This window comes from Tardibacter chloracetimidivorans, from assembly GCF_001890385.1.
In the GTDB taxonomy this organism is placed as follows: domain Bacteria; phylum Pseudomonadota; class Alphaproteobacteria; order Sphingomonadales; family Sphingomonadaceae; genus Tardibacter; species Tardibacter chloracetimidivorans.
In genome coordinates, this window is record NZ_CP018222.1 from 14,761 (window position 1) to 38,272 (window position 23,512).

At 62.7% G+C, this 23,512-nt stretch carries 26 protein-coding genes; 13 read left to right on the forward strand and 13 right to left on the reverse strand.

Annotated features, from left to right (window positions below; genetic code table 11):
• The first annotated feature begins 50 nt into the window (after positions 1-50).
• Together BSL82_RS17660 and BSL82_RS17670 are read left to right on the forward strand one after the other, a co-directional pair.
• Positions 51-425 (forward strand): phasin family protein, encoded by a 375-nt coding sequence (locus BSL82_RS17660; protein ID WP_072598902.1) that lies wholly within the window; start codon positions 51-53, stop codon positions 423-425.
• 520 nt (positions 426-945) lie between these two features.
• Positions 946-1,599, forward strand: coding sequence for a CerR family C-terminal domain-containing protein (locus BSL82_RS17670; RefSeq protein WP_072598904.1), 654 nt, complete (start codon positions 946-948; stop codon positions 1,597-1,599).
• On the opposite strand, the gene BSL82_RS17675 is transcribed toward BSL82_RS17670, so the two are convergent.
• Positions 1,588-2,085: a MarR family winged helix-turn-helix transcriptional regulator gene (locus BSL82_RS17675; protein ID WP_158011109.1), complete on the reverse strand. Its 498-nt coding sequence runs from the start codon at positions 2,083-2,085 to the stop codon at positions 1,588-1,590. The two genes, BSL82_RS17670 and BSL82_RS17675, sit on opposite strands and share 12 nt — an antisense overlap.
• Positions 2,086-2,462: 377 nt before the next feature.
• Here BSL82_RS17675 and BSL82_RS17680 point away from each other — a divergent pair, with 377 nt between their 5' ends.
• Complete coding sequence (locus tag BSL82_RS17680) at positions 2,463-3,497, forward strand: site-specific integrase (protein WP_072598906.1); 1,035 nt, start codon at positions 2,463-2,465, stop codon at positions 3,495-3,497.
• Between the two features lie 3 nt (positions 3,498-3,500).
• Here the strand turns inward: BSL82_RS17680 and BSL82_RS17685 are convergent, their stop codons facing one another.
• The 4 genes from BSL82_RS17685 to BSL82_RS17700 form a co-directional block, all read right to left on the reverse strand.
• Positions 3,501-3,911, reverse strand: a complete 411-nt coding sequence (locus tag BSL82_RS17685) for a hypothetical protein (protein ID WP_072598907.1) — start codon at positions 3,909-3,911, stop codon at positions 3,501-3,503.
• Between the two features lie 240 nt (positions 3,912-4,151).
• Positions 4,152-4,532, reverse strand: coding sequence for a succinate dehydrogenase, cytochrome b556 subunit (gene sdhC, locus BSL82_RS17690; protein ID WP_072598908.1), 381 nt, complete (start codon positions 4,530-4,532; stop codon positions 4,152-4,154).
• Between the two features lie 82 nt (positions 4,533-4,614).
• Complete coding sequence (locus tag BSL82_RS17695; protein ID WP_158011111.1) at positions 4,615-5,550, reverse strand: TetR/AcrR family transcriptional regulator C-terminal domain-containing protein; 936 nt, start codon at positions 5,548-5,550, stop codon at positions 4,615-4,617.
• A 195-nt stretch (positions 5,551-5,745) separates the two neighbouring features.
• Complete coding sequence (locus tag BSL82_RS17700) at positions 5,746-6,399, reverse strand: TetR/AcrR family transcriptional regulator (RefSeq protein ID WP_072598910.1); 654 nt, start codon at positions 6,397-6,399, stop codon at positions 5,746-5,748.
• 87 nt (positions 6,400-6,486) lie between these two features.
• Here BSL82_RS17700 and BSL82_RS17705 point away from each other — a divergent pair, with 87 nt between their 5' ends.
• From BSL82_RS17705 to BSL82_RS21205, 5 genes are all read left to right on the forward strand, one after another.
• A complete protein-coding gene (locus BSL82_RS17705; protein WP_072598911.1) occupies positions 6,487-7,908 on the forward strand; it encodes an efflux transporter outer membrane subunit in 1,422 nt (473 codons plus the stop codon).
• Positions 7,909-7,920: 12 nt separating this feature from the next.
• Complete coding sequence (locus BSL82_RS17710; protein ID WP_072598912.1) at positions 7,921-9,030, forward strand: HlyD family secretion protein; 1,110 nt, start codon at positions 7,921-7,923, stop codon at positions 9,028-9,030.
• 1 nt (position 9,031) lies between these two features.
• A complete protein-coding gene (locus BSL82_RS17715) occupies positions 9,032-10,567 on the forward strand; it encodes a DHA2 family efflux MFS transporter permease subunit (RefSeq protein ID WP_072598913.1) in 1,536 nt (511 codons plus the stop codon).
• Positions 10,568-10,576: 9 nt separating this feature from the next.
• Complete coding sequence (locus BSL82_RS17720; RefSeq protein ID WP_072598914.1) at positions 10,577-11,236, forward strand: TetR/AcrR family transcriptional regulator; 660 nt, start codon at positions 10,577-10,579, stop codon at positions 11,234-11,236.
• A 198-nt stretch (positions 11,237-11,434) separates the two neighbouring features.
• Positions 11,435-11,611 carry a DsrE family protein gene (locus tag BSL82_RS21205; protein WP_226998731.1) on the forward strand — a complete coding sequence of 59 codons (177 nt, stop codon included), beginning with the start codon at positions 11,435-11,437 and terminating at the stop codon, positions 11,609-11,611.
• 100 nt (positions 11,612-11,711) lie between these two features.
• Here the strand turns inward: BSL82_RS21205 and BSL82_RS17730 are convergent, their stop codons facing one another.
• Entirely contained in the window at positions 11,712-12,527 is an 816-nt protein-coding gene (locus BSL82_RS17730; RefSeq protein ID WP_223178460.1) for an AraC family transcriptional regulator, read from the reverse strand.
• A 106-nt stretch (positions 12,528-12,633) separates the two neighbouring features.
• On the opposite strand from BSL82_RS17730, the gene BSL82_RS17735 reads away from it, so the two are divergent.
• The 3 genes from BSL82_RS17735 to BSL82_RS17745 are packed head-to-tail and all read left to right on the forward strand — an operon-like array spanning position 12,634 to position 15,689.
• The gene (locus tag BSL82_RS17735; RefSeq protein WP_072598915.1) at positions 12,634-13,953 is read left to right on the forward strand and encodes a tetratricopeptide repeat protein; all 1,320 of its coding nucleotides are present in this window, start codon (positions 12,634-12,636) and stop codon (positions 13,951-13,953) included.
• 3 nt (positions 13,954-13,956) lie between these two features.
• Positions 13,957-15,198, forward strand: a complete 1,242-nt coding sequence (locus BSL82_RS17740) for an MFS transporter (protein WP_072598916.1) — start codon at positions 13,957-13,959, stop codon at positions 15,196-15,198.
• Positions 15,195-15,689 (forward strand): DUF2938 domain-containing protein, encoded by a 495-nt coding sequence (locus BSL82_RS17745; protein WP_072598917.1) that lies wholly within the window; start codon positions 15,195-15,197, stop codon positions 15,687-15,689. Before BSL82_RS17740 ends, BSL82_RS17745 begins: the two co-directional genes overlap by 4 nt.
• Before the next feature lie 84 nt (positions 15,690-15,773).
• Here the strand turns inward: BSL82_RS17745 and BSL82_RS17750 are convergent, their stop codons facing one another.
• The 5 genes from BSL82_RS17750 to BSL82_RS17770 all read right to left on the reverse strand — a co-directional run bounded on the left by BSL82_RS17750 (position 15,774) and on the right by BSL82_RS17770 (position 19,794).
• Positions 15,774-16,889 (reverse strand): relaxase/mobilization nuclease domain-containing protein, encoded by a 1,116-nt coding sequence (locus BSL82_RS17750; protein WP_072598918.1) that lies wholly within the window; start codon positions 16,887-16,889, stop codon positions 15,774-15,776.
• On the reverse strand, positions 16,873-17,412 hold the full coding sequence (locus tag BSL82_RS17755; RefSeq protein ID WP_072598919.1) for a ribbon-helix-helix domain-containing protein: 540 nt from the start codon (positions 17,410-17,412) through the stop codon (positions 16,873-16,875). The genes BSL82_RS17750 and BSL82_RS17755 overlap by 17 nt, the downstream gene beginning before the upstream one ends.
• 202 nt (positions 17,413-17,614) lie before the next feature.
• Positions 17,615-18,583, reverse strand: coding sequence for a ParB/RepB/Spo0J family partition protein (locus BSL82_RS17760; protein ID WP_072598920.1), 969 nt, complete (start codon positions 18,581-18,583; stop codon positions 17,615-17,617).
• Entirely contained in the window at positions 18,583-19,506 is a 924-nt protein-coding gene (locus tag BSL82_RS17765; protein WP_226998733.1) for a ParA family protein, read from the reverse strand. Before BSL82_RS17765 ends, BSL82_RS17760 begins: the two co-directional genes overlap by 1 nt.
• A gap of 39 nt (positions 19,507-19,545) precedes the next feature.
• A complete protein-coding gene (locus tag BSL82_RS17770) occupies positions 19,546-19,794 on the reverse strand; it encodes a hypothetical protein (protein ID WP_226998734.1) in 249 nt (82 codons plus the stop codon).
• A 208-nt stretch (positions 19,795-20,002) separates the two neighbouring features.
• Here BSL82_RS17770 and BSL82_RS17775 point away from each other — a divergent pair, with 208 nt between their 5' ends.
• A complete protein-coding gene (locus tag BSL82_RS17775) occupies positions 20,003-20,353 on the forward strand; it encodes a DciA family protein (RefSeq protein ID WP_162274420.1) in 351 nt (116 codons plus the stop codon).
• 318 nt (positions 20,354-20,671) lie between these two features.
• Here BSL82_RS17775 and BSL82_RS17780 read toward each other — a convergent pair whose 3' ends face one another.
• Both BSL82_RS17780 and BSL82_RS17785 read right to left on the reverse strand, forming a co-directional pair.
• Positions 20,672-22,114 carry a DUF4942 domain-containing protein gene (locus tag BSL82_RS17780; RefSeq protein ID WP_226998735.1) on the reverse strand — a complete coding sequence of 481 codons (1,443 nt, stop codon included), beginning with the start codon at positions 22,112-22,114 and terminating at the stop codon, positions 20,672-20,674.
• 61 nt (positions 22,115-22,175) lie between these two features.
• Positions 22,176-22,568: a DUF3768 domain-containing protein gene (locus BSL82_RS17785; RefSeq protein WP_226998736.1), complete on the reverse strand. Its 393-nt coding sequence runs from the start codon at positions 22,566-22,568 to the stop codon at positions 22,176-22,178.
• A 473-nt stretch (positions 22,569-23,041) separates the two neighbouring features.
• On the opposite strand from BSL82_RS17785, the gene BSL82_RS17790 reads away from it, so the two are divergent.
• A complete protein-coding gene (locus tag BSL82_RS17790; protein WP_072598922.1) occupies positions 23,042-23,380 on the forward strand; it encodes a hypothetical protein in 339 nt (112 codons plus the stop codon).
• Positions 23,381-23,512 lie beyond the last annotated feature (132 nt).

The following is a 23,512-nucleotide window of genomic DNA, read 5'->3' on the forward strand; positions in this document are numbered from 1 at the left end:
ATGAGGCGGTATCCGAGCGAGGAAAGCAACATCAAAAACTGGATCGAATCATGCCTGCGAACGACAGTTCTTCCGACAGCAAGGCAACCGTGCCAACCTCGGCCGATGCCGGTTTCGAGCAAGTGCAGCAGCTTCTCGATATGGCGAACAGATCGAGGCAGGCGTCGTTGAACGCCTTGCGGACGTCGAGCGCGCGAACGAGCAAACTTGCAGTTGAGGCAACCACCAAAACGATCGCCTATTCTCAAACGGCGGCAACGGCATCGGCGGAACATCTCTCCCGGCTGACGCAGATTCGGGATTTCAAGGAAGCGGCTGAGCTTCAGGCGGAGTTCGTCCAATCGCGACTGAGCGCCTTCCGGGACTATCTTCGGGATCTCGGAAAGACGGTTGAAACGACGTTGACGGATCTGACGTCGGACTAACGGAACTATTGGACTGGAGCCTTCGGGACGCGCCTGGCTTCATGATCTGAGAGATAAGGAGAGGGGCCTAGAAGGGCCTGACCAAGTATATGTGCGTCGCGCAGGCACAAAGCTCCGCCGCAGGCCATCGGGATTTCGTTCTCGAAGCCGGCAGATGCTGGTGTGCTGCGCGGCGCGAAAAACTGGCGGTTCAGCCTCGACTCGTTCAGACGTTCGCGCCATTCGCTTGCGAGATTCTCGCGCCCGTGTTCGACGCGCTGTTTTTGAACTTTGAGGCCTGCCTTGGACGACCGATGATTACCGGCTCTCAGCAGGAGATCACCCAGGATGAAAGGGACCTAGTCGCCCTTCTGGAAAAGCCGATGTCACCGATCACCCGATTTCCTGAGTCATCGCTCCGGATAGTTTTGAGCGTGGCGCTGTTTTCGACGTGCCTCATGGTTGACTTGGCCCTCCCACCGGACCGTCGCGATCGGGGCCGCGATTGAGGTTGATGGTTTGTAGCCGTATCGTATCGGCCATGCCGAAGCGCGCGTTCTCCTCGCCTTGTAGTGACCGTGTTCTGGACGCGGCCATCGACCAGTTTGGCCAACATGGCATCGATGGCACCAGCACGCGGGCGATCGCCGCGGCGGCCGGCACCGCAATGTCGTCCATCACCTATCATTACAGCGGGAAGGAAGGTATTTACCTTGCTGCCGCCCAGCACATCGCCAACCGCTGCCAAGAAGCGCTTGCTCCGAGCCTAGAGCGGGCAAGAGCGGACATCTGGCTCGGCGAGGCGACCGCCTTCGAGAAGATTGACGGACTTGTCGTCGATCTCCTTCATCTAATGTTGGCAGGTCAGAGCAAGCCGTGGGAAAGGTTCGTGCTGCGTGAACAACTGGAGCCGACGCCAGCATTCAATTCGTTATATGAGACCATATTGGAACGCGTGACCGTCAGACTCAGCGAGCTGATAGCCCAGCTCGGGGGAGAACGATGGAGCAGCACCGAAGTTCGCCTTAAAACCTTCGCTATCCTTAGCCATGTTCGTATGTTTTGCGCGGCGCCGGAGTTGATGCGGCGGACCACCGGACTCGATCTGGCCAAACCCAGCGATGTGGATCGGATCGAGCGCTTCGTGCGCGGCGTTTGCAGAGCAACGCTGGATGTCGCTCCTTCAGATGGCTGATAACCTGTCCCTGTTAGGCGTTGCGGCGTCCGAAGCCTCGTTCTCGCCGGCAGCCAGCGACCTGAAGGCGTCGATGAGATGTATGAGGGCGGTGGTGATGTGAATCCGGTCTGCTTCGCAGAAGGGGCCGAGTTGTCGCTGCCAGCGCCGTTCGATGCGAAGCCGGAGCTGCCTGACCATTCGTTCTCCCTCCGGTTGCAGCGCAACCGCTACCAGCCTGCGGTCCTTGCGCGATCGGTTTCGACGCACGAGACCTTTCTGCTCAAGATGATCGATAAGCCGGGTGGATGCACCATCGGTAATGCCAAGCTCCCGATACACGTCTCCGATGAAACATATGCGGCCGTCCGCGATATATTTGAGCGTCAACCAATGTGAGAGGCGAAGCCCGCTGTCGCGGATCTGTCGCTCGATCCAATCCTCCATTTCTCGAAACGCAGCGCGCAGCAGCTCGCCGAACCTCTCCGGAGGGACCATTTCGGTCATTGCCGCTGGCTCGATCAAGGGCAACGCATACCGATATGGGAAACTTCAGGTCGCTCGCCACGGGGAGGAACAGGGGGCGTGGCGAGCGACCCGTTCCATCCCGGGGGGGCGTGCGGGACGGAAAGCGGTTGAATCTCATTGCGACGCGAAATGGCCGCGTGTCGGCAGCGCGGGAACCACGGCAGCAGCCGGCAATGTGGACGACGGCATTCGTTCGCGTGCAGCACCATGACCATCTTGCAGTCTCAAAACCTCAGCGAGTCTATATCAACCGAACCGTTCGGTCAACAAGAGTGCTGTTGCCAATTATGTCCGATAATTATGATTCTCGGACATAAGATTGACGGTCTGGCGGGGGGGTTTTAGGGTGTCCAGCGATGGCATCCGACGATCCTAGCGACACCGGCAACCTGCCCGTGACCGTGCCGCAACCGGCGCTGCCCGACATCCTGCGCGCTGAGGTCGATCGCGCGGCCGACTATGCGAAGGCGTCGCGGTCAGCGGCGACGCAACGTGCCTATGCCTCCGATTGGGATATCTTCACCGCTTGGTGTGACGTTCGCGGGATGGAAAGCCTGCCAGCGACGCCCGCCGCGGTCGCGACATTTCTGGCGAGCGAGGCCGACAGCGGCCTGAAAGTGCCGACGATTGGCCGCCGGCTCGCCGCTATCGGCTACCACCATAGGCAAGCTGGCTTCGACCCCCCACAAGAAATGGCGGGCGCGTCCGCGATCAAGGAAGTGCTTGCCGGCATTCGCCGCGAGGTCGGCACACGGCCTGAACGCAAGGCCCCCGCCGATGCCGACGCGCTGCGCGACATGATCCGCACCATCGAGGGCGACGATCTGCGCGCGGTCCGCGATCGCGCGATGCTGGCGATTGGCATGGCAGCGGCGCTGCGGCGTTCCGAGCTGGCCGGCTTGCTTATTGATGATGTCGAACTACCACCCGAAGGACTGCGCCTCCTGATCGGTCGATCCAAGACGGATCAGTCTGGCGAAGGCGCCGTCATCGCCATCCCCGAAGGCAGGCGCATCCGACCCAAGGCGCTGTTGCTCGCTTGGATCGACGCAGCGATGGAAGCAGCACGGAACTTGAATAATCCTCTCATCACCTTCGAATCCGGGCCTCTGTTCCGGCGCCTGACGCGCGGTGGCGAGCTGACGGCCGATCCCGTGTCGGACCGCGCCGTTGCTCGTCTCGTTCAGCGCTGTGCAGCGGCGGCCGGCTTCGATCCGACCGACTATGCGGGACATTCGCTGCGATCGGGTTTTCTCACGGAAGCTGCGCGGCAAGGCGCGAGCATCTTCAAGATGCGCGATGTGAGCCGCCACAAATCCGTTCAGGTGCTTGCCGACTACGTGCGCGATTTCGAGATGTTCCGCGACCACGCTGGCGAAAAGTTCCTCTGATCTTCAGCCGCCCTCATCCGGAGCGCTGCCCTCCCCTTTAATGACCGGAGGAAAGCACAGGCCCAAGTCATCGAACGCGCGGGCAGCTTTCACCAGCGCGTCACGCATCGCCATATCGCCTTGCAGTGTCGAGGAGTCCGCACTTCCTCGCACGCGGGCAAGTTGGCGCAGCAGCGCGAGTTCATCACTCGAAACGTGCGATGCGTAGATCGGGAGCAGTTCGCAGCCCATCGCGAGTGCCGCGCCGACCAATCGCGCCAGCGCGACGTGCGTGGTGCGCGTCCCGCCGAGCGACTCGATCGTTTCCAGCGCCCGCGCTCGATCGCCGGCGTTGCCCGCCAGGTTTCGCAAAATGAGAATGGCGCGTTGCTCGATCTGCGGGTGCTGGTGCAGCAACGTCAGAATCCCGCTCATCAACGATAGTCCGTCACGCCAATGTCGGACTAAGAGGTGACGCACCTACCCATGGTTGGGGAGGCTCGACCATCTTCATTACCGTATCCACCAGAAGAACGTGCTGAAAATCGCGCAAAGTGCCGCAACCAAGACGCAAAGCTGGATCGTCGCCCCTACGCTGTTGGTCACAGACAGGGTCTCAAATATATTCTGAAACCCTTGATGTTTGGGAGAACGCATAACCTGATACCCCATATCTCACTTCAGCGCCAATATTGCCCAGAATCCCAAGGTCATGACGAACGAGAACAGGAAGGTGCTCCAAGCGCCCAGGCGCGCGGTCCTGAGTTCATAACCGGCTCCGATATCCATTACTAAATGGCGCACTCCCGAAGCGAGATGCTGGAACACGCACCAGCTCAATCCGAACAGGATATAGGTGCCGACCCAACTCGCGGCGAAGTGGGCAAAGCGCTCATATGCCTTCGGGCCGTCAGCGATCGCCCAGAGCCACCAGAGCAATATCGGCATGCCTACCAGCGAAATCGCAATAGCCGAGAAGCGATGCATGATCGAAGTCATCATCGCGATGGGGGGCCGGTAAATTGTTGCGTGCGGTGATTGCGGTCGCTGTGCCATCTACCGATTCATCCCTTATGATATGCATGTTGGGTCAGAAACGGGCGCGTAGTGTGCGAATCGTCGTGGTAAGACGTGGCCACTATCGCCGCCTGTGCTGGGCCGCGGGCGATCTCCCGAACGGCGCGGGACTCTCGTATTCGATCCCCCGCAGGAAGATTTCGACGGCTTGGTGAACGACGTGTTCGATTTCTTCCCGCGCAGGGGCGGGCCGGAGTTCCAGAGCCACCTCCAGATGGATGTTGGCGCGCACCATGCCCACGAACTGCTGGGCGGCGATCGCGCAGTCGTCGACGACAATCTCCTCCCGCATAGCTGCGTTCCGAAGCACGTCGGCGAGGCCATCGGTCACAGCGCGAGGCCCATCTTCAAAGAATTGCCTGATCGAGCCTTGCGACATTTCAGAATCGCCAACTACCGCCCGAAAAATCGGTAAGAGCGTCGGCGAGGTGATCGCCGCAAGCAACCGCCGTCCGAAATCGGTGAGGATGGTGCGAAGGTCGGGACCATCACCCTCATTTCCCAGAAAAATGGTCCAATGAGCGCTTAAATCTGCGTTCAGGGGGCGCACCGGCGCAACATGATCGCCGCTGGGTTGCTCACCTCCATGGGGCGACTGGTCGTCATCTTGGCTTGCCGCTTCCTCTCCCATGTCTCCATGGGAGGCGACTTGCTTCGAAAGCAGCTTCAGTAAAGCGCGGTGCCGCCACATCGACAGCGCGGAGAAGACGCCCTGCGGTTCGTGAAACGCGGAGGCCCTGTCCGCTATCTCATTAATCTGTTCGGTGTCGAAACCCGCCCTCCGAATCCGAACCCGCTCGTCGGCATCACTCGCAAGCCCGACGCGGGCCAGGATCGCGAAACGCCGGAGCGCTTCAAGCCGCGGGTTCGCGAGACGGTTGGGCAACCGCGTTCCTGTTACGACGCGATACCATCTGCGAACTTTCGAAGGCTCGAAAAGGCTCGACGGACCGTCCGCTTCGGCCAAGGCGAGCACAGCCGTTTCAAGCCGGGACAAGCGACTTTCTGGCGGCGGCACGCCATTCTGGTCAATCCGCCCTCCCCTTTCCTGCGGATACGAAGTCGGATGATTGTCATTTGCCGCCACCGCGCGCGACCTTGGAAAGTGTGCTAGGTCGATGCCCGGTCCCGATGATCCCGGCGAGACGTTGGCGGTTTCATCGGTCGGGCACTCTGAATGTGCGGTCATATCTCACCTGCCTTTCGCCCTCCCCTCGCGGTCGTCGCCGTAGATTCCGTGGAGGAATATCCCGACAGCCGACCTCACTGCCGCTTCGACTTCGGCGGAAGTGGGCGGCGGTTGGAGACCGAGAACGACACGCAGATGGAGATTACCGCGGAACATGCCGACAAAGTGATCGGCCGCCGCTCGACAATCTTCGAGCTGGATCTCGCCGCGATCGCGAGCCGATTCCAGAACCTCGGCGAGTCGATCCGACGCGCGCCCCGGCCCCTTCTCGAAGAAATCCTTCGCCAGTTCAGGAAAGCGCCCCGCTTCGGGCATGATCGACCGATAAACACCGATCAGCCCCGGCGACATATACATCTTGAGAAGCAGTCGCCCAAAACCGAGAAGGATTCCCTCAAGGCTACGGCCTTCAAAACCGTCAGCCGAAAGCGCTGAAAGCGCCGTGTCCGCGCTCTCGGACACCAGCGCCGTGAATAGGCCCTCCTTGCTCCCGAACTCATTGTAGATCGTCCGCTTCGACCCGCCAGACCGCTCGATCACCGCGTCGATGCTGGTGGCGGCATAGCCCTGCTCGAAGAAAACCTGTGCCGCCGCTTCAAGGATGGCGGCGCGCCTGCTGTCCTTGGAAGGACGCTTAGCGCGGGTGGCTGTGGCCATTTGTAACTCCATTCGCCTTTCCCCTTGACGGGTAATACACGTTACCTTACCAGTCAAGCCGATAACAGATATTACCAACGGTGGACAATGCGGCGACTAGCAACTCTCGTGATGGTGGCGGGGCTGAGCGGATGCGCGAGCATCCCCGATCTCGGCCCGCGACCCGAGCCGGCCCAACCCGGCACCTTCTCATCGTCGCGCTCGCTGGCGGGCACGGCGCAAGACTGGCCTAATGACGAATGGTGGCGATCCTTCGAGGACTCGCAGCTCGATACGCTGGTGAACGAGGCGCTGCGCGACTCGCCGACGATCGAGCAAGCCGCCGCGCGCATCCGCATGGCCGGCGCACAGGTCGAACTGGCGCGCGCCGCCTTGCTGCCGAGCATCGGCGCGACCGTAACCGGGCGCGAGTCCCGCATCACGCAGAGCATCGGCCTCCCCACCGATGGCGACTGGCATTGGCTGGTCGCTGGGCTGGGAAGCCTCAGCTACGACCTCGACCTATGGGGCAAGAACCGGAAGGCGTTGCGGGCGACGGTGTCCGAAAGGCAGGCCGTCGAAGCGGATGATGCAACCGCGCGTCTCGCCCTCGCGTCGGCCGTGGCGACCACCTATGTCGATTTCGCGCAATTGCTGGTCCGCCAGGACGTCGCCACCGACGCAGTGCGGATCAGGCGGGCCACGCGCGATCTGGTGGCGCGACGCTTCGATGCCGGCATCGAGCCGCGCACATCGCTCGAACAGGCCCAAGGCGGCGTGGAAACCGCCGAAGCCCAGCTTGCCGCGATCAACGAGGCAATTGGGCTAAGCCGCAATGCGCTGGCCGCGCTGGTCGGCGCGGGGCCGGATCGCGGATTGTCGATCCAGTCGCCCGCGCTTCGGACCCGCCGCGCCGACACCCTCCCCGCCAACATCCCGGTCGAGCTGATCGGTCGCAATCCGATGGTGGTGTCGGCCCGCTGGCGGGTGGAAGCCGCCGCCGAGCGCATTGGTGTCGCTCGCGCCGGCTTTTATCCGAACGTCAATATCAGCGGCCTGATCGGGCTTGCCTCGTTCGGTCTCGACAATCTGTTCAAATCGGATTCTGTGATCGGTTCGTTTGGACCGGCGATCAGCCTACCCATTTTTCAGGGCGGACGGTTGAGTGCGCGCTATCGCGGCGCGCGGGGCGATTATGACGCGGCGGTCGCAACCTACAACGAAACGCTGCTTCAGGCGCTCCATCAAGCCGCCGATGCGGCGACGTCACTTCGCGCGCTCCATGAGCGGGTGGACAGGACGAATGCGGCGGTCGCCCGTCAGGAGGCAGCCTACAGCCTTGCCAACATGCGTTATGAGGGCGGCCTGTCCGACTATCAATCGGTCCTCATCAGCGAGGACGCGCTTCTGACCGCTCGCGAGCAAGCGGCCGCCCTGCGCCTGCGGGGCTTCATCCTCGACATCGCCTTGGCGAAAGCCTTGGGCGGCGGCTTCAAAGCGGCTGTCCCGGCCAGCGACAGCAACTCTTGATTGGGAACAGCCATGACCGACGCCACTCTTGAACAAGACCACGACATGCAGGACGCCCCTCCTCCATCCAGGAGCGGGAAGCGAAAGCGCCTTTTCCTCATTTTCGGCGGCGCAATCCTGCTGATCGCGCTATGCTGGTGGATATGGGCGACCTTCCTCGCCGGCGACACGGAATCGACCGAGAACGCCTATACCAATGTCGAGGTCGCACAGGTGACGCCGCTGGTCGGCGGCCCGGTCAAGCGCGTGGCCGTGGTCAATACGCAGGCGGTGCACGCCGGTGACGTGCTCGTCGAACTGGACGACACCGATCTGCGGCTCGCGGTCGCCCAGGCCGAGGCGGCGCTGGGCCGCGCCCGCCGTCAGGTCCGGCAGGTCCAGGAAAATGACGCGAACCTCGCGAGCCAGGTGGACGTTGGCCAGGCTGATCTCGTTCGAGCACAGGCCGATCTCGACAAGGCGCTCCTCGATGAGCGGCGTCGCCAGCGTCTCGCCGGCCCCGGCGCGATCTCGCAGCAGGAGCTGTCGGATTCGCAGACGGCGGTTCGCGTAGCGCGGGCAGCGGTGACGCAGGCCAAGGCGCGCGTGGCGGCCGCCACGGGCGCACGGCGCGCCAACCAGGCGCTTATCGAGAACAGCACCGTCGAAACCAACCCGGAAGTCCTCGCCGCGAAGGCCCGGCTCGATCAGGCGAAGGTGGACCTTTCGCGCGCCGTGATTCGCGCGCCGGTCGATGGTGTCGTGGATCAGCGCCATGTCGCGGTCGGCCAGCGCGTGCAGCCGGGCGTGCCGCTGATGGTCGTCGTTCCTGTCCAGAATATGTATGTCGACGCCAACTTCAAGGAAGGCCAGCTCAAGCGGGTCCGGCCCGGCCAGACCGCGCGGCTGACCTCGGACCTCTATGGCTCGGACGTAGTGTATCATGGCCGCGTGGAAGGCTTCGCGGGCGGATCGGGTTCGGCCTTCGCCGCGATCCCGGCGCAGAACGCCACCGGAAACTGGATCAAGGTCGTGCAGCGCCTGCCCGTCCGCATCCGGCTCGATCCGAAGGAACTGAAAGAGCATCCGCTGCGCGTCGGACTTTCGATGCACGCGACGGTCGATCTGTCAGAGGCACGGTAAAATGTCCGCAAGCGATGCTTCGCATGGGGGGGGCGGCTATCCGCCGATGACGGGCGCAAAGCTCGCCATGGCGGCCGCTGCCCTGTCGTTCGGCAACTTCATGGTCGTGCTCGACACGACGATCGCCAATGTGGCGATGCCGACGATATCGGGCGATCTTGGGGTTTCGACCACCGAGGGAACGTGGATCATCACGGCCTATGCGGTCGCCGAGGCCATCACGGTTCCGCTCACGGGCTGGCTCTCGCGCCGGTTCGGGGAGGTGCGGCTGTTCACGGCCTGCGTCATTGCGTTCGTGATCTGCTCGATCCTGTGCGGCCTGTCCGGCTCGCTCGGCTTCCTCGTCCTGTTCCGCATCCTGCAAGGCTTCGCCGGCGGACCGATCATTCCGCTTTCCTCCACCCTGCTCATATCGGTCTTTCCCAAGGACAAGAGCAACATCGCTCTCGCCATCTGGGGCATGACCACGGTGGTCGCGCCGATCTTCGGTCCAATCCTGGGCGGCTATATCTCCGACAATTATCATTGGGGCTGGATCTTCTACATCAACATCTTCTTCGGGATTGCTGTTGGCAGCGTGGTCTGGTGGCTGATGCGAAACCGCGAAACGCCGATCGCGCGCAGCCGGATCGACATGGTGGGCCTGATGCTCCTGGTGGTGTTCGTCAGCGCCTTCCAGACTATGATCGACAAGGGACGCGAACTCGACTGGTTCTCATCCTCCTTCATCGTCTGGATGGCGATCGTCGCGGCGATCGCGCTCGGAGCGCTCATCCTGTGGGAACTGACCGACGATGATCCGGTAATCGACCTGTCGGTGTTCAAAAACCGGACGTGGCTCGTCTCCACCATGTCGCTCGGTCTCATGTTCGGCCTGTTCTTCGGCAACATCGTGCTGACACCGCTCTGGCTCCAGCAGATGATGGGCTACACGGCGACCTGGGCGGGCTTCGCGACCGCGCCAATGGGGATATTGGCGGTCGTGACCGCCCCGATCGTCGGGCGGCTCATGGGCAAGATCGACCCGCGGCTCATCGTCACCTACGGGATGGTGGTCCTCGCCATCTCCTTCTTCATGCGCGCGCATCTGAACGCGCAGGCCGATTTCATGTCGGTCGCGATCCCCATGTTCGTGCTGGGCGCAGGCGTCCCGGCCTGCCTTGTCACCCTCACGTCGCTCGGCGTGTCGGAGCTGCCCCCCGAAAAGATCGCGAACGGGTCGGGATTGCAGAACTTCATCCGCATCATGGCAATGGCGGTCGGCGCGTCGTTGACCTCGACCTATTGGGAGAATGCGACGAAGGGAAATCGGGCCGAACTGGTCGCGATCATCGATCCGACCATGACCCCTGCCCCGCTGCCGGGATTACAGCCCGGTTCGGGTCTCGCCGCCTTCTCCAGAATGGTCGACATGCAGGCCGTGATGCTCGCTACCAACGATTTCTATGCGATGGCGACTATCCTCATCCTGATCTTCGCGGCGGTAGTTTGGCTCGCGAAACGGCCCAAGGGACCGCTGAAACAGGTAAGCCATTGAGGACGTTCCGTGCCGCGCAAGAGCGAAAGCGAGGAACAGCGGCGCGGAAACAAACGCGAGGAACGGCGCTGCGCCATCATCACAGTCGCACAGCGGCACTTCGCTGAACATGGGTTCGGCGGTGCTTCCATGTCCGCCATCGCGGCCGAAATTGGGGGGTCAAAAGCCACGCTTTGGGCCTATTTCCCGTCAAAGGAGGATCTGTTCGCAGCCGCCCTCTCCACCTGGCTGGATGAACTCGAACCATGCGGCAGTGCCCCTTTGCACGGCGATGTGCGACAGCGACTGAGCGACTATTGCGCAAAGTTCATGTCCGCCATGCTGACGCCGTTGGCCGAAACAGTGTTTCGCCTTATCGTCGCTGAGGGCGCGCGCTTTCCAGAGTTGGGCCGCGCCTATTATCGTAAGGTGCTCCAGCGACACCACATGATTCTGTCCGAACTTCTTGAAGATCTGATTCGTTCTGGTCGGCTCCAGCGCCGCGCACGGGCGCCGGCCAGCTTAAGGGCGGCCGAGCAGCTTCTTGAAATATGCATGTGCCGAATGCTCGTCCGGCGAATGTGCGGATTGAAACCAGACAGCTCGGCCGACGCGATCGCGAGAGAGGCGGCCGAGGCGGTGGACATATTCCTCCATGGCTATGGCGCTCGACCCCGAAGAGTCAGGTAAGTCTCCACATATCAACCCGCGACGCTCAAAGGCTCGCGGACATAGCCTAGACCATGTGATAGTCGCTCGACCGCCTCTTTCGGATCAATGGTGAGGCGCTTGGCGATCTCGTTAACCGAAAGCCTCTCTTGCCTATGCGGAACAACGCACGCTCGGTCAGATGGGGCAGTTCGTCAACGGCATCGGGCCAATCCGAACATGTGGCTCATAGAGGAGCTGCAACGCGCTGGCGTCGCTATCCATGTGTGCAGCCACGCCCTCGCCAACCAGAAAATCGAGCGAAATGACGTCGCAAAGGATGTGATGATCGACCTCGCGGCCATGGTCACGCTGGCCAATCTGCAATTGAAAGGCTGGGCGGTCATCCCTGGATAGCAGCCGCCCCGCTTTACAGCAGCGCAGATGTCGTGGACTGAGCGATCGCATAAGGCAGTCTTAAGCCTGCCGTTGGAATAGCCTTCGACGCCTTCGGCAGTCAGAACGCGATCTCATCTCGCATATAGGATCGCGGACTGACTCCCAGCTCCATCCGGAACGCGTAGATGAAAGCCGATGGGGAACCATAGCCAAGGTCCAGCGCGGTTCTGGTGACGTCCATGCCCCCTCCCAATAGCTCGATGGCTTTGAACAGCCGCATCCGCCGCCGCCACGATCGCAGCGTCATGCCGATTTCCACCTCGAAGCGTCGACTCAATGTTCGCGAGGACATGCCCAGATCGCGTGCCCAATCCTCAGCTGAACGGGGATCGGCCGGATCGGCGTAGAGCGCTTCGCACAGGCGCGCGAGCGCTTCGTCACGCGGCCAAGGCAGAGCGGCCGAAACAGGGATGGCGCGACGGAGCTGATCGAGGATCATTTGTGTCACCCGGTCAGCATATCCGGGGTCATCTTCCTCGCCATGCAGGTGCGCGGCTTCGGCGATCAGGGCTTTCAGAAGTGCGCTGACAGGAAAGACCGTGGGCTCCTCTGGAAGCGCGGAGACGGCCTCGTTCGCGATCCACAGGCTGCGAAACTGAGCGCCAAGCAATGATCCTACGCGGTGCGTGATCCCGGCGGGAAGCCACACGGCCTGTTCGGGGGAAATGACGAACGATCGTCCGGCGATACTGACGGCAAGCACACCGGAGATGGCATAGACAAGCTGTCCCCAATCATGGCTGTGCTCAGGGAAGTAGCATCGTGCCGGGACAGTCTGTGCGCGCACGGTCATCGGTGCTGGCGAAGGCGCGTCGGCGGGCGCTTCTATCGACTGCCAGCCCGACATGGGCGAATATTGGCCGATATTATACATGATATGTCGGATAATCGAAAGACCGACATATTAAAAGCAGATATGATAAATCGTGACGCCCGGCGGCGTGCGTCATCTACAGCACGAGAATCTGGAAAGAGCCGCCATGGCGCGTTTCGACAATTACGAACTCTCCCTTTCAACCGCATCGGATGAGGCGGCCGCGCTTTATCGCGACGGCATAGCGTTCATGCTCGCGGCCTGGCCGGGAGCGGCGGAAAATCTCGACGCTGCGATCGAGGCCGATCCGGATTTCGCCCTCGCCCACGCGGCCCGCGCCCGGCTTCATGCGATGCGTGCCCAGCCCAGCGAAGCGCGGGCGCGTATCGCAATCGCGCAGGATAAGGCCACAGCCACTCTTTCCGAACGAGAGGCGAGCCATGTCGAGGTGCTGGCGCTCGCCATAAACGGCAAGTCGCAAGACGCGCTGAAAGCCGCGCTCGCCCATGTGGAACGCTGGCCCCGCGATACGCTCGTCCTGTCGCTACCGCTCGGCGCTTTCGGCCTGTTCGCCTTTTCCGGCATGGCCGAACACAACCAGGCCAAGGTCGACCTGTGCGAGCGTCATGCCGCGCATTTCGCCGACGATGACTGGTGGTTCCTCACCTATCGGGGCTGGGCGCTGGCCGAAAATGGCGAGGTCGCGCACGGCCGCGCGATGCTGGAACGCGCGATCGAACTGCGCCGCCATAACGCCAATTGCGCCCACGCGCTGGCCCACGCCATGTTCGAGGCAGGCGCCAATCGCGAAGCGGAAGCGCTGATCGCGCAGTGGCTTCCCGATTACGACCGCAGCGGCATCCTCCACGGGCATATCGCCTGGCACGCCGCCCTCGCCGCACTGGAGCGGGGCGACGTCGATACGGCGCTCGCCATCTATGACGGCACGGTGCGGCATTCGGTATCGCTGGGGACGCCGATCAACATCGTCAGCGACGCCGCCTCGCTCCTCTGGCGGCTGCAAGCCTATGGCCATGCCGTTCCCGAAGGACTTTGGGAGGATGCGGCCGACTATGCGCGGCGGGTCTTTCCCAAGCCCGGCCATGCTTTCGTCGACCCGCATATAGCGCTGCTCGAAGCGGCAACCGGCGACAGCGCGGCGCTCGGCCGCCGCATCGCCGCGCTGGACGAACTGGTCGCCAACGGCGCGATCGGCGCGGGCGCGATCGTCCCCGCCATCGGCCGCGCCGCGCTGGCCTTCGCCGAAGGCGATAACGCCGGATGCGCGCATATCCTCGAACCGATGACGATGGATTTCGCCCGGATCGGCGGCAGCAACGCCCAGCGCGAAGTGATCGAGGATACGCTTCTCGTCGCCCTGATGCGCGCTGGCGAAGCGCAAAAAGCTCGCGCGCTTCTCGATCGCCGCCTCCATCGACGCCCCTCGCCGCGCGACACGCGCTGGCTCACCGAACTGGCCGCCTGAACCATGACGAACGCGAACATATCTTTGGAACAGCACGCGCCCGAGATCGGAAGCAGGCGCGAGCAACGCGGCAACATCCTCCGCCTTTCGCTGGCACAGGCGCTCGCCGGGGCCAATTCGACCGTCATCTATGCGACTGGCGCGATCATTGGCGCCATGCTCGCCCCCGACAAGGCGCTGGCGACTCTGCCGATCTCGATCTTCGTGGTGGGCATGGCAGCCTGCATCCTCCCAACCGGCAAGATCGCCCATCACTACGGGCGACGCGCAGCATTTCTCGCCGGAACCGTGGGCGGTGTCCTGGCGGGGCTGCTGGCGGCACTGGCGGTCATTCTCGGATCGTTCTGGATCTTCTGTCTCGCGACATTTTTCGGCGGTGCCTATGCCGCCGTGGTTCTCTCCTTCCGCTTCGCCGCAGCCGATTGCGTCGAACCGGAATGGCGACCGCGCGCGCTCTCGATCGTCATGGCGGGCGGGGTCGCCGCCGGCGTGATCGGACCCCAACTCGTCACCTTCACCATGGACCTGTGGCCGCCGCATATGTTCGCGGCAACCTTCATCGCCCAGGCAGTAGTCGCGGCGCTGTCGGCAATCGTGCTGACGGGCGTGCGGCTCCCGATGCCGACCACCGCCGAATTGGCTGGGGGGCGGCCGCTGGCGGTCATTGCGCGGCAACCGCGCTTCATTCTCGCGGCGACCTGTGGCGCGGTGTCCTACATGCTGATGAACTTCCTGATGACCGCCGCGCCGCTCGCCATGCGGATGTGCGGCCATAGCCAGGCAAACTCCAACCTCGGCCTGCAATGGCACGTCATCGCCATGTATGCCCCCAGCTTCTTCACCGGGCGGCTTATCACGCGCTTCGGCGCGGAGCGCGTGGTGGCAGTCGGTCTGGCGCTCATCGGGCTTTCCGCCGCTGTCGGCCTCGCCGGGATCGACGTCGCCCATTTCTGGGCAACGCTGATCCTTTTGGGCGTGGGCTGGAATTTCGGCTTCATCGGCGCCTCCGCGCTGGTGCTCGAATGCCATCGGCCCGAAGAGAAGACGCGCGTTCAGGCGCTCAACGATTTCCTCGTGTTCGGCACGATGGCGGTCGGCTCCTTCTCATCGGGTGGGCTGCTCGCCTCGCATGGATGGAGTTCCGTGCTGTGGGTGTCGTTCGCGCCGCTTGCCCTTGCCGTGGCTGCGCTGGCGCTATCGGCGGTCGTGCGCCCTTCCCTGTCGATCGAAAGGGAAAGCGCATGACGGCAGCAGAGGTCATTGTTCGAGCCGTGCTGATCGGTGTCGGTGGCACCGTCATCCTCGATATCTATGCCGCTCTCGCGCAGCGCCTGTTTGGCGCGCCAGCGACCAACTGGAAGATGGTCGGCCGCTGGATCGGACACATGCCGGAAGGCTGGTTCATTCAGCCCAATATCGGACAAGCCCCGCCCGTGCCCGGCGAACATGCTCTGGGCTGGATCTTCCACTATGTCATCGGCGTCGGCTACGGGCTGCTGCTGGTGGCTATCTGGGGAAGCGGATGGCTCGATGCCCCTGATCTCTCCGCCCCGCTGATCCTCGCGCTGGCGCTGCTGGTTCTGCCCTATTTCGTGATGATGCCGGGCATGGGCATGGGGATCGCCGGATCGCGCACGCCCAAACCCAATGTGACCCGGCTGAAAAGCATGATCGGCCATTCGGTGTTCGGCGGCGGCATGTATCTTACGGCACGACTGCTCGAAGCGGCAATATGATCCAACTCCTGGAAACCGCTCTTATGACTTTGCGGTCTGCTCGGGTCGGGAGCGGTGCTTTCGAGATGAACCGAACCATGGATCTCAGCGCCGGCGGCCACGCCAATCGTCGCGCGCGGCCCGGCGTTCCTGTTCCTTCCTCCCGCTCTCGCGGTCTGGTTCACCCCCCTGCCCTGCTACCGCGCGGCGATCACGCTGGCCGATCTGCACCGCCAGGGTCAGGCGTCGCGAGAGCGGCAACGGCATATCAGCGACAAAATTGCGGACCTCCGCAGCCAGCGCCCGGTCCTCCGGCCTGCCGCTGCCCTCAAGCGTCCTCGCCGCTTGCTCATAGGCTCCCCTAATCGCCCGCTGGCGTCGCAATGCCTGATCGTCCTGAGGCCGATACTCCGCCTCCGGCGCGCGTGCGATCCGAGCCGCCTCGTCCAAGGTCCGGCGTCGAAGGCGAACGGACTCCCCTCCCCTATCTTTTGGCCTGCGGTTCCCACGCAGCTCGATCTGCCGCACCGCGGATGGATCAGCCTTCCGGACGATGCCACGGGCACGTCTCGGCGTTGCTTCGGCCTCTACGCCGCGCGCCCGCAATTCATGGGCGAAGCTCTCACGAAATGCGTGCAAGTCGGCCTTGCGTGGATTGAACCGCACGCCCTGATAGCCTTCAGCCGCGACCGTGATGTGGACGTGCGGGTGGCCGGTATCAGTATGGAGCGCCATGGCGTAGCTGAATCGTTCCCCCAGCTCAACGCGCGCAAAGGCCCGTGCGGCGTCGTGAACGATATCAGCCGGGATTCCTGCTGGCATGGACAGCACCATGGATATGGAGGTCGGACGCGACCGGCCCCGATTGGTAGCGTCGTCCAGCGCTTCCCATTCGGCCGCCAGTTCCCTTAACCCTGCGACGCTGGCGATCCGCTCTCCATCGCCTGTCTCGACGTCCAGTTTGCCGTGACGTCCGATATATTCGAGATGGGCGCTCAGATGCCCGCCGCCGCGCTGTCGTCCTGAAACCTTGACCACCACCTCGGGCGCCTTACGCACGATACGCGCCAGCTTTGCGCGCGCACTATCCGCCGCATGTCCCCTTCCCCGCCCGCTCGATAAACGCAGCGTGGCCCCTCTCACGGATCGCTTGCCGCCTATAGGCGGCCGCCATGCCTCCATGAGCGAAGGTAGCGCGAGCACATCATCCTCGTTCATCATCGCCTCTCCAGTAGGACAGGTCGCCCTTGAGGGCTTGGCCAATCGCGCGCGTCTGTTCAGTCACATCTTCGCGCATGGCCGCGACCCGCGCCGCCTCGCGTGCAAGATCAAGCCGGGAGTCCGTCATCGTCGCGGAATGAAGGGCATGGACCGCCTGATTGATATTGAGGCCGACGCGCCTGATCTGCCGCCAAGCATCGGCAAGCGCCTGCCGCTCCGGAAGCGCCGGCGGCGCGTCGTCACGAAGCCGATGTTGCACCAACGTCGCGACCCAGACATTGCGCGTAAGCCCGCGTTCTGCGGCCGCCTGGTCGAGCAACCCAAGCTCCTCATCGGACAAGCGGATTTCGACGCGGCGGGATCGACGCACAGGACTGGCAGAGGGGGCTTCCCCCTCCCCTGCCTCCCCTGCCGCTCGCTCGATCAGCTTTCGCAGCAAGACAGAACGACCGCCCTCGCCCGCTGCTACGCGGTCGAAACGCCGAGCCAAGTCGGCGGGCAGGCGGACTCCAAAAAATGTCACATAATAGCTCTAATGTTTTACATGCCCGGCTGCAAGCCTATCCCGCCATCAAGCATTTCGAGTTCCCCTCCGCTATGCACATGCATAGTCTGACGCTGGCGGACCTACCCGCCAAGCGCGTTGTGCGTTTCAGAATGACCGCGGTCCGCGCCTCTATGCATATGCATAGCCGAACGCGAGAAAAGCTCGTGCGACGCGAAAATCAGGTAGCCGCGTCGAAAAGCCGGACCTCGCTGGCGGACACCGTCACCGGCTCGTCTGCGCCTTCGAACAGCACGGAAACCGTATCGGGCAAGATCAGCCGTCCATTCCTGCCGCCCACGGTAACGGTCACGATTGGGACGGCCGGGGCGGCAGGGGCTACCGCCCTGCCCTTCCCCCTACCCGATGCAGGCACCGGATCGGATACAGCCTGATCGGGATCGCCGCGCGCCTCGCTCGCCGTCTCGACAGGTTTCGGGACAGGAGTTTCGACGGGGCGCACAACCGCTTTGGGAGGTTGCGGGTCTTTAAGCCCGCGCACGAAATTGGCGACCGCCGCGGTGGTCACACCCTGCTCACGCCGGGATGCCACAAACCGCTGGACCGCCTCGGAATGCTTACGAGAGGCGATATGAAGGTCGTAGAGCGCTCGTCGGGGCCAGACGTCGATCAGATCGCGCAGATAACCAGCCATATCGGGGGCAGCCGCAAATTGCGTAATCTCAGCAGGTTTGCAGCTCAGTTCCTCCGCGATCGCCTTCTTGCTCCAACCCTCCTTCAACAGCCGCTGCACCGCCTCGACCATTTCGCTGGTGCGCAAATCCGCCCGCTGTTCGTTCTCGATAACCTGTTCAACGAGGTTGTCGGCTTCGCTCGCTGTTTCGGAAACAATCGCTCGGATCGTCCGCTTGCCCGCGATTTTCGAGGCACGCCAACGCCTTTCGCCGAAGCGAATGACGAATTTCCCATCCTCATTTGCGGGTCGGACGGTAATCGGTTGCAGAACCCCCCGCCGCCCGATCGATTTCGCTAGACCTGCCAGCTCCTCCTCATCAAAGTCACGGCGCGGATTTTCGGGATCGGGAATCACATCGTCCAACGCCAGTTCCTGCACCGCTGCCGCAGTCTCAGCCACCCGCGCATGAAGAACGCCGCTGATCTGCGCCGCTCGCTCCCTGAAACTGCTCACTACACGATCTCCTTGGCCGGAAGGCCATCCATACGGTCGCGGATCTGGGACAGCACGAAGCGCATTTCCTGCCCGGCGACGACCGCCGCACGTTTTTTGAGGGTCCAGACCGGCACACCCTGCGAAACGGCTTCTTCATAGCCGTCGCGCTGCGCCAGCAGGCCGTTGAACACCATGCTCGTCCCGATTGTCCGCACGATCTCCGCGACATTTTCCTTTTCGCGCGGGCTATGGCTGTTGAACCGGGACGGCAGCAGCCCAAGAAAATTAATCTTACGCCCTCCCCTGCCGCTTTGCTCGGCCGCCTGAATAGTTTTCAGGAGCTGTTCGACGCCATCAAGCGCGTAATCTTTCATCTCGATCGGGGCGACCAGATGATCCGCAACAGTCAACGCAGCGAAATTCAGCGCCCCCCAAGTTGGCGGAGTGTCGATAACGCAATAATCGAACAGCGCGGGGAAAGCATTGAACGCCTCCACCATTTGTTGAACGTCTTGGAGCTGGACAATATCGAGCGTTTCATCTGATTCGAGCACGGTCAGACCAGGAGCGCCCGACAATTCGAACTTGGCGTCTGGGTCGAACAGGTCCGACGATCGCCCTCCCCTACCCGCGGCCGCAAGTGTGCGAGACCCATTGCCCTGAGCGTCAAGATCGATGAACAGGACGCGCGCGCCATCCTCGGCCAAGAACCATGCAAGATGCGTCGCTAGCATGGTCTTGCCGACGCCGCCCTTGCGGTTGTTGATTACGATCGTCTGCATCGGCCGGATGCCGGCTTTTCCGTCTTTCTTAGCCATCGTCTCGCCAACCGCCCCGCAACATCCGCTGATAATATTCCTCGGCAGCACGATCTCCGCGCCGACGCTGCCTCGATCTGCCGAAAAAATACGACAAGGCGAAGAAGCCGATGATGCCGACAAGGATGGCATGGTCGGGATTCGCCGCAAAATATTCAGACATCACCCGTCTCCTTGTCCCACGCCTTCTCCAGCCTGTCGCCCTCGCCTGTCGCGCAAATCGGAATCGGCGACCTCCAACCCATAGGTGGCCTTGAGCGCCGACAAAATGAGTGCGCGAAAGGTCATCCCGCCCTGATTCAGCGCGATCTGAGCAATCTCGTTGCGCAGCGCCTTTGTAACGCGAATCTGGACGATCGCATCCTCGTCCATCGCGTCGACGCCGCTCGCGGCCGACTTTCGCTCGTTCAAACCGTCCGTCCTTGCTCCCGCGCCGAAGAGGAACGCGGATCGGGACCATAAGCGAACGGATTAATGAACTCAATACTTCATACTATTTGTCGATGATCGCCCGCGGCGATCTGCACGGCGCGGCTATGCACATGCATAGTCGCGCCGTGCCGAAATGGCGACACGCCATTTCTCGACGGGCCGGGCGCGCCGTGGCATGGTGGAAAACATGAAGGACAGCGAAGGATTCGGACGGCGCGGCGAACGCGGAGGGGAGGCGATGGCGATCGGCGACCTCCTGCGCACCGTTGCAGCGCCTGCCATGCGCCGCATGGGGTTCGGCCGCTCGGAATTGGTCGCACGCTGGCCGGAAATCGTCGGTCCAGCACTCGCGCAACATACGACCCCGATGACGCTGCGCTATCCTCCCGGCAGTCGCGCGCGCGGAGTTCTCGATATAGCGACCGATCGTGCGCAAGCGGCCGCCGTGCGTGCGGAAATCCCCGAACTGATCGCCCGTATCAATGAACGGTTCGGATATCCGGCGGTCGCGCACGTCAAAATCTGCGTCCGCCGTTGATCGAAACGGCTCGAGGGCCGCGCGACTATGCACATGCATAGTCGCGCGGCCGCAGAGTGGGGGAGGGGGTGCCGCCCCGGACCTCCGAAGCCCGAAGGCTCTCTACGGCGCTATCTGGGGAGCGCATTCGCCTTCCAGCCTCAAGCCAGCTTACGAGGATCATGGGATCGGTAAGAAATGGCCGATGGAGCTGTATGCTCCATCGGCCCGCGCACATAACAGCTTTCGGATATATCGCCTTCATCCTCCGGCTGCTCGGCAAGGGAAACTATGGCCCGCCTCCGCAATCGCAGGGCAAGCCTTGGCCTCCCAATCATATCAATCCGGCTTCCTGATCGCCAGAATGACCGTGTTGATGTTGGTCCCCGCATGGGCGAACGATCCGGCGGGCAGGTCATGCCATTTCCGCCAGCCACAGGCGGGGCGGCAACGCGCCACGATATCATGCAAGGCCCGGTGCCGCTTGTCCTCCCGAAATTCGGCGCGGGCGCTCATCACGGCAACAAGGATGCCTCCCGGTTTCAGAAACTCGAAGGCATGGCGGACATGATCGCAATCGCGGCCCCTGTCGAAAGGCGGGTTCATGATGATGCGATCATAGGAAGGCGAGGGGGGGAGGGTCAGGAAATCCGCCTGCCGCACGTCCTCAAAACCGTGCAGCACCCGTAATTCATGCGCCAATCCGGGCTGTATCTCGATGCAATCCACCAGCGCCCCGGCCTTGTGCGCCGCCTTGGCGAGCACGCCGGTCCCGGCGCTCGGTTCAAGCACGGTCAGTCCCTTGCCGATCATCGCGCATTCCATCACGCGCCAAGCGACTTCATCGGAGGACATAAACGCCCCGAAGTCCTTGGCAGGCGTCAAATGAAACTCCGGTGCGTCAGGGGCCTCGGTGCTGTTGTAGCCGTCCCCGATCACCTCGCCATAATATTCGGCCAGCAACTTGTTCACCTCCTTAAGCAAGTCCTTGCGCTCGAACCACAGGTGCAGATTGCCGTTGCCGAAAACGCGCACGCGAAAATAATCGCCGTGAATGACGAACGGCGTATAATCGCGCCCGGAAATCACCTGCTCGGTTATGCTCATGCTTTCGGGGCAGGGGCCTAGCCCGTCCAGTTCGCGGAAAACCCGCTCCACGTCCCGCAACGTATCGCGCCGGTTATAGTCGCTCCACCACCGCCCGCTATCGCTTAGCGCGCGCTCGATGATGAGACGGCTCCCGATCTTGAAACCCTCATGCGAGCGGAAACGCCGGTCCAGCGCCGCAAAGGTGTTGGCGATTCCGCGCAGGTAGATATCGCGCCGGTTTTCCCAGATATGACCGAATGTCGCCGCGCAATTCTCGGTCGTGAAGGTGGGTGGCACCCCCTCAAGGCCGGAATAAAATTCCTCGCGCGCCTGCCGGTCAAGAAGCTGGTCGAAACCCAGCGTTTCCAGCAGATGCCGCCAGCAGCGCCGATCAACCGCCGCCGTCATCTTCGCGGCGAAATGGTCGCGCGCGCTCGTCTTGATCGTGCTGTGCGTTTCCCGGTCGTATGCTTCATGGTCGGTTTTTGCGAGGAAAGCGCGCGTCAGGCCGGTATCGTTGTAGCGGTCGCCTGACGGCGCGGTTAGCGAGAGCGCCCCGCCAATGCTCAACCCGGCGGCCTCGTCGCTCAGGCGGTGGAAGCTGTCGAAGGCGTCCAGCCAACGCGCGATGGCCAAATCCCGGCCTCCGGTGATCTCGTCGATCTGGACACGGTTCATCAATTCAAAAGACATGGCGATTCCTCGCAAATAGGGGAAGCGGGGGCGGACGGCGCCGCCCCCGGCGCGTGGCCGATCAGTATTCGTCGGCGCGCAGGATGGTCAGGACGCGACAGGTGACGGCGGGGTCTGCCGGGTCGGGCGATCCCCATTCCGTCTGGCGGTCGTAATAATCGATCTTCCAATAGCAGCGGGTTCCCAGCCACTCGAAATCGCCGAAATCGCGTTCGCCGTGCGGGTTGTTGTCCTCGCTGAAAGCCGAGTAGTTGGCGACGATGGCCATAAGCTCGATCTGCCGCGCAATGGCGGTCGCGGAGTCGCTATCGACCAGCGCAAGAATGCCTTGCGTCATCACCACGATATTGGGCGCGGGACTGTCCAGCTTCGCGCGCATCTGATCGTTGAGCACCGCAACACGCTCACGATAGGCCGCAAGCTGTTCGGGAGTCATTTCTGCAAAGTTTTTCATCTGCTTATTCCCTTCTTAAGATGGAGCCGAAGGCGATGGCTGCCATCGACTTCTGCCTGAGCGGCGAGCCGGGTCGGGGAATGGCGCAATGAGGGCTGATTGCGGGGGAGGGGGATCACCCGCCCTGCACAAGCGCAGCGCGGAAGGGTGGGGACACCCCCGCGATCACCAAGCGAGGGAGCCTGCGACCGAGACGGCTTGGCCCTTGCGCCAGGGGGCAGGAACAGGCCCCGGAATCCCTACAAATGCGCGGTGGCATGCCGCCTCACTATCGAGACAGGGAAAGCGAACGTGCCCGCCTGCGGGCGCCACAGGACAGGGCAAGCCCTGTCTCTCCGCGCCGCGACATGACGGGCGCGGACTTTACGCAGGCGTCCGGCAAGGCCGGTCATCATTGTCGGTGCTGGAGGTCTGCGCCGCGCTGGGGCAACGAAGATGGACGGCAGGGCGGAAGATTTGATAGTCAGATTGGCATGGCCCAGATGGACCGCCTTTTCCCGCGCTGGACGTCCTCATGGGGCGCACTTGCCCGCTCCAATGCCCATGTGCGGTCGCAATGCCGTCTCTGCGGCATCCAGCAGCGTATAGATGCCTCGGTGCAGGCGCTTCGTTTTGGGGCGACCGCATCCCCCTTTGACCAGCTCGACAGGTGCAGCGTGGTCGGCTGTCATGGCAGCGTCTATTTCTTGGCCGCGCGTTCCTATGGGCGGCAATGGCTGACGCTGCTTTCTGGCGAAGATCGGCTATCCGGCGCGGCTCCCGCTGCCAATGCGCTAACGCTGGACCTTGTGCGAACTGGCCCGTCCGCCTGATCGCAGCCACATCCCTGCCAGCGCCGGTAGCCGAAGAACGCCGTATCAAGCGCCGAACAGGTTCGATCGTCAAAATGCCGGGCCTGTCGCCTGCGGCGGGCGCGGCATTTTTTTAACCTCGACCAAGCGGCG

Bases quoted from the DNA above. Each gene is read 5' to 3' on its own strand.
- BSL82_RS17660 (WP_072598902.1), top strand. From the start codon at position 51: ATGCCTGCGAACGACAGTTCTTCCGACAGCAAGGCAACCGTGCCAACC.
- BSL82_RS17670 (WP_072598904.1), top strand. From the start codon at position 946: ATGCCGAAGCGCGCGTTCTCCTCGCCTTGTAGTGACCGTGTTCTGGAC.
- BSL82_RS17675 (WP_158011109.1), bottom strand. From the start codon at position 2,085: ATGACCGAAATGGTCCCTCCGGAGAGGTTCGGCGAGCTGCTGCGCGCT.
- BSL82_RS17680 (WP_072598906.1), top strand. From the start codon at position 2,463: ATGGCATCCGACGATCCTAGCGACACCGGCAACCTGCCCGTGACCGTG.
- BSL82_RS17685 (WP_072598907.1), bottom strand. From the start codon at position 3,911: ATGAGCGGGATTCTGACGTTGCTGCACCAGCACCCGCAGATCGAGCAA.
- sdhC (WP_072598908.1), bottom strand. From the start codon at position 4,532: ATGGCACAGCGACCGCAATCACCGCACGCAACAATTTACCGGCCCCCC.
- BSL82_RS17700 (WP_072598910.1), bottom strand. From the start codon at position 6,399: ATGGCCACAGCCACCCGCGCTAAGCGTCCTTCCAAGGACAGCAGGCGC.
- BSL82_RS17705 (WP_072598911.1), top strand. From the start codon at position 6,487: ATGCGGCGACTAGCAACTCTCGTGATGGTGGCGGGGCTGAGCGGATGC.
- BSL82_RS17710 (WP_072598912.1), top strand. From the start codon at position 7,921: ATGACCGACGCCACTCTTGAACAAGACCACGACATGCAGGACGCCCCT.
- BSL82_RS17715 (WP_072598913.1), top strand. From the start codon at position 9,032: ATGTCCGCAAGCGATGCTTCGCATGGGGGGGGCGGCTATCCGCCGATG.
- BSL82_RS21205 (WP_226998731.1), top strand. From the start codon at position 11,435: ATGTGGCTCATAGAGGAGCTGCAACGCGCTGGCGTCGCTATCCATGTG.
- BSL82_RS17730 (WP_223178460.1), bottom strand. From the start codon at position 12,527: ATGTATAATATCGGCCAATATTCGCCCATGTCGGGCTGGCAGTCGATA.
- BSL82_RS17735 (WP_072598915.1), top strand. From the start codon at position 12,634: ATGGCGCGTTTCGACAATTACGAACTCTCCCTTTCAACCGCATCGGAT.
- BSL82_RS17740 (WP_072598916.1), top strand. From the start codon at position 13,957: ATGACGAACGCGAACATATCTTTGGAACAGCACGCGCCCGAGATCGGA.
- BSL82_RS17745 (WP_072598917.1), top strand. From the start codon at position 15,195: ATGACGGCAGCAGAGGTCATTGTTCGAGCCGTGCTGATCGGTGTCGGT.
- BSL82_RS17750 (WP_072598918.1), bottom strand. From the start codon at position 16,889: ATGATGAACGAGGATGATGTGCTCGCGCTACCTTCGCTCATGGAGGCA.
- BSL82_RS17775 (WP_162274420.1), top strand. From the start codon at position 20,003: ATGAAGGACAGCGAAGGATTCGGACGGCGCGGCGAACGCGGAGGGGAG.
- BSL82_RS17780 (WP_226998735.1), bottom strand. From the start codon at position 22,114: ATGTCTTTTGAATTGATGAACCGTGTCCAGATCGACGAGATCACCGGA.
- BSL82_RS17785 (WP_226998736.1), bottom strand. From the start codon at position 22,568: ATGAAAAACTTTGCAGAAATGACTCCCGAACAGCTTGCGGCCTATCGT.
- BSL82_RS17790 (WP_072598922.1), top strand. From the start codon at position 23,042: ATGGCCCAGATGGACCGCCTTTTCCCGCGCTGGACGTCCTCATGGGGC.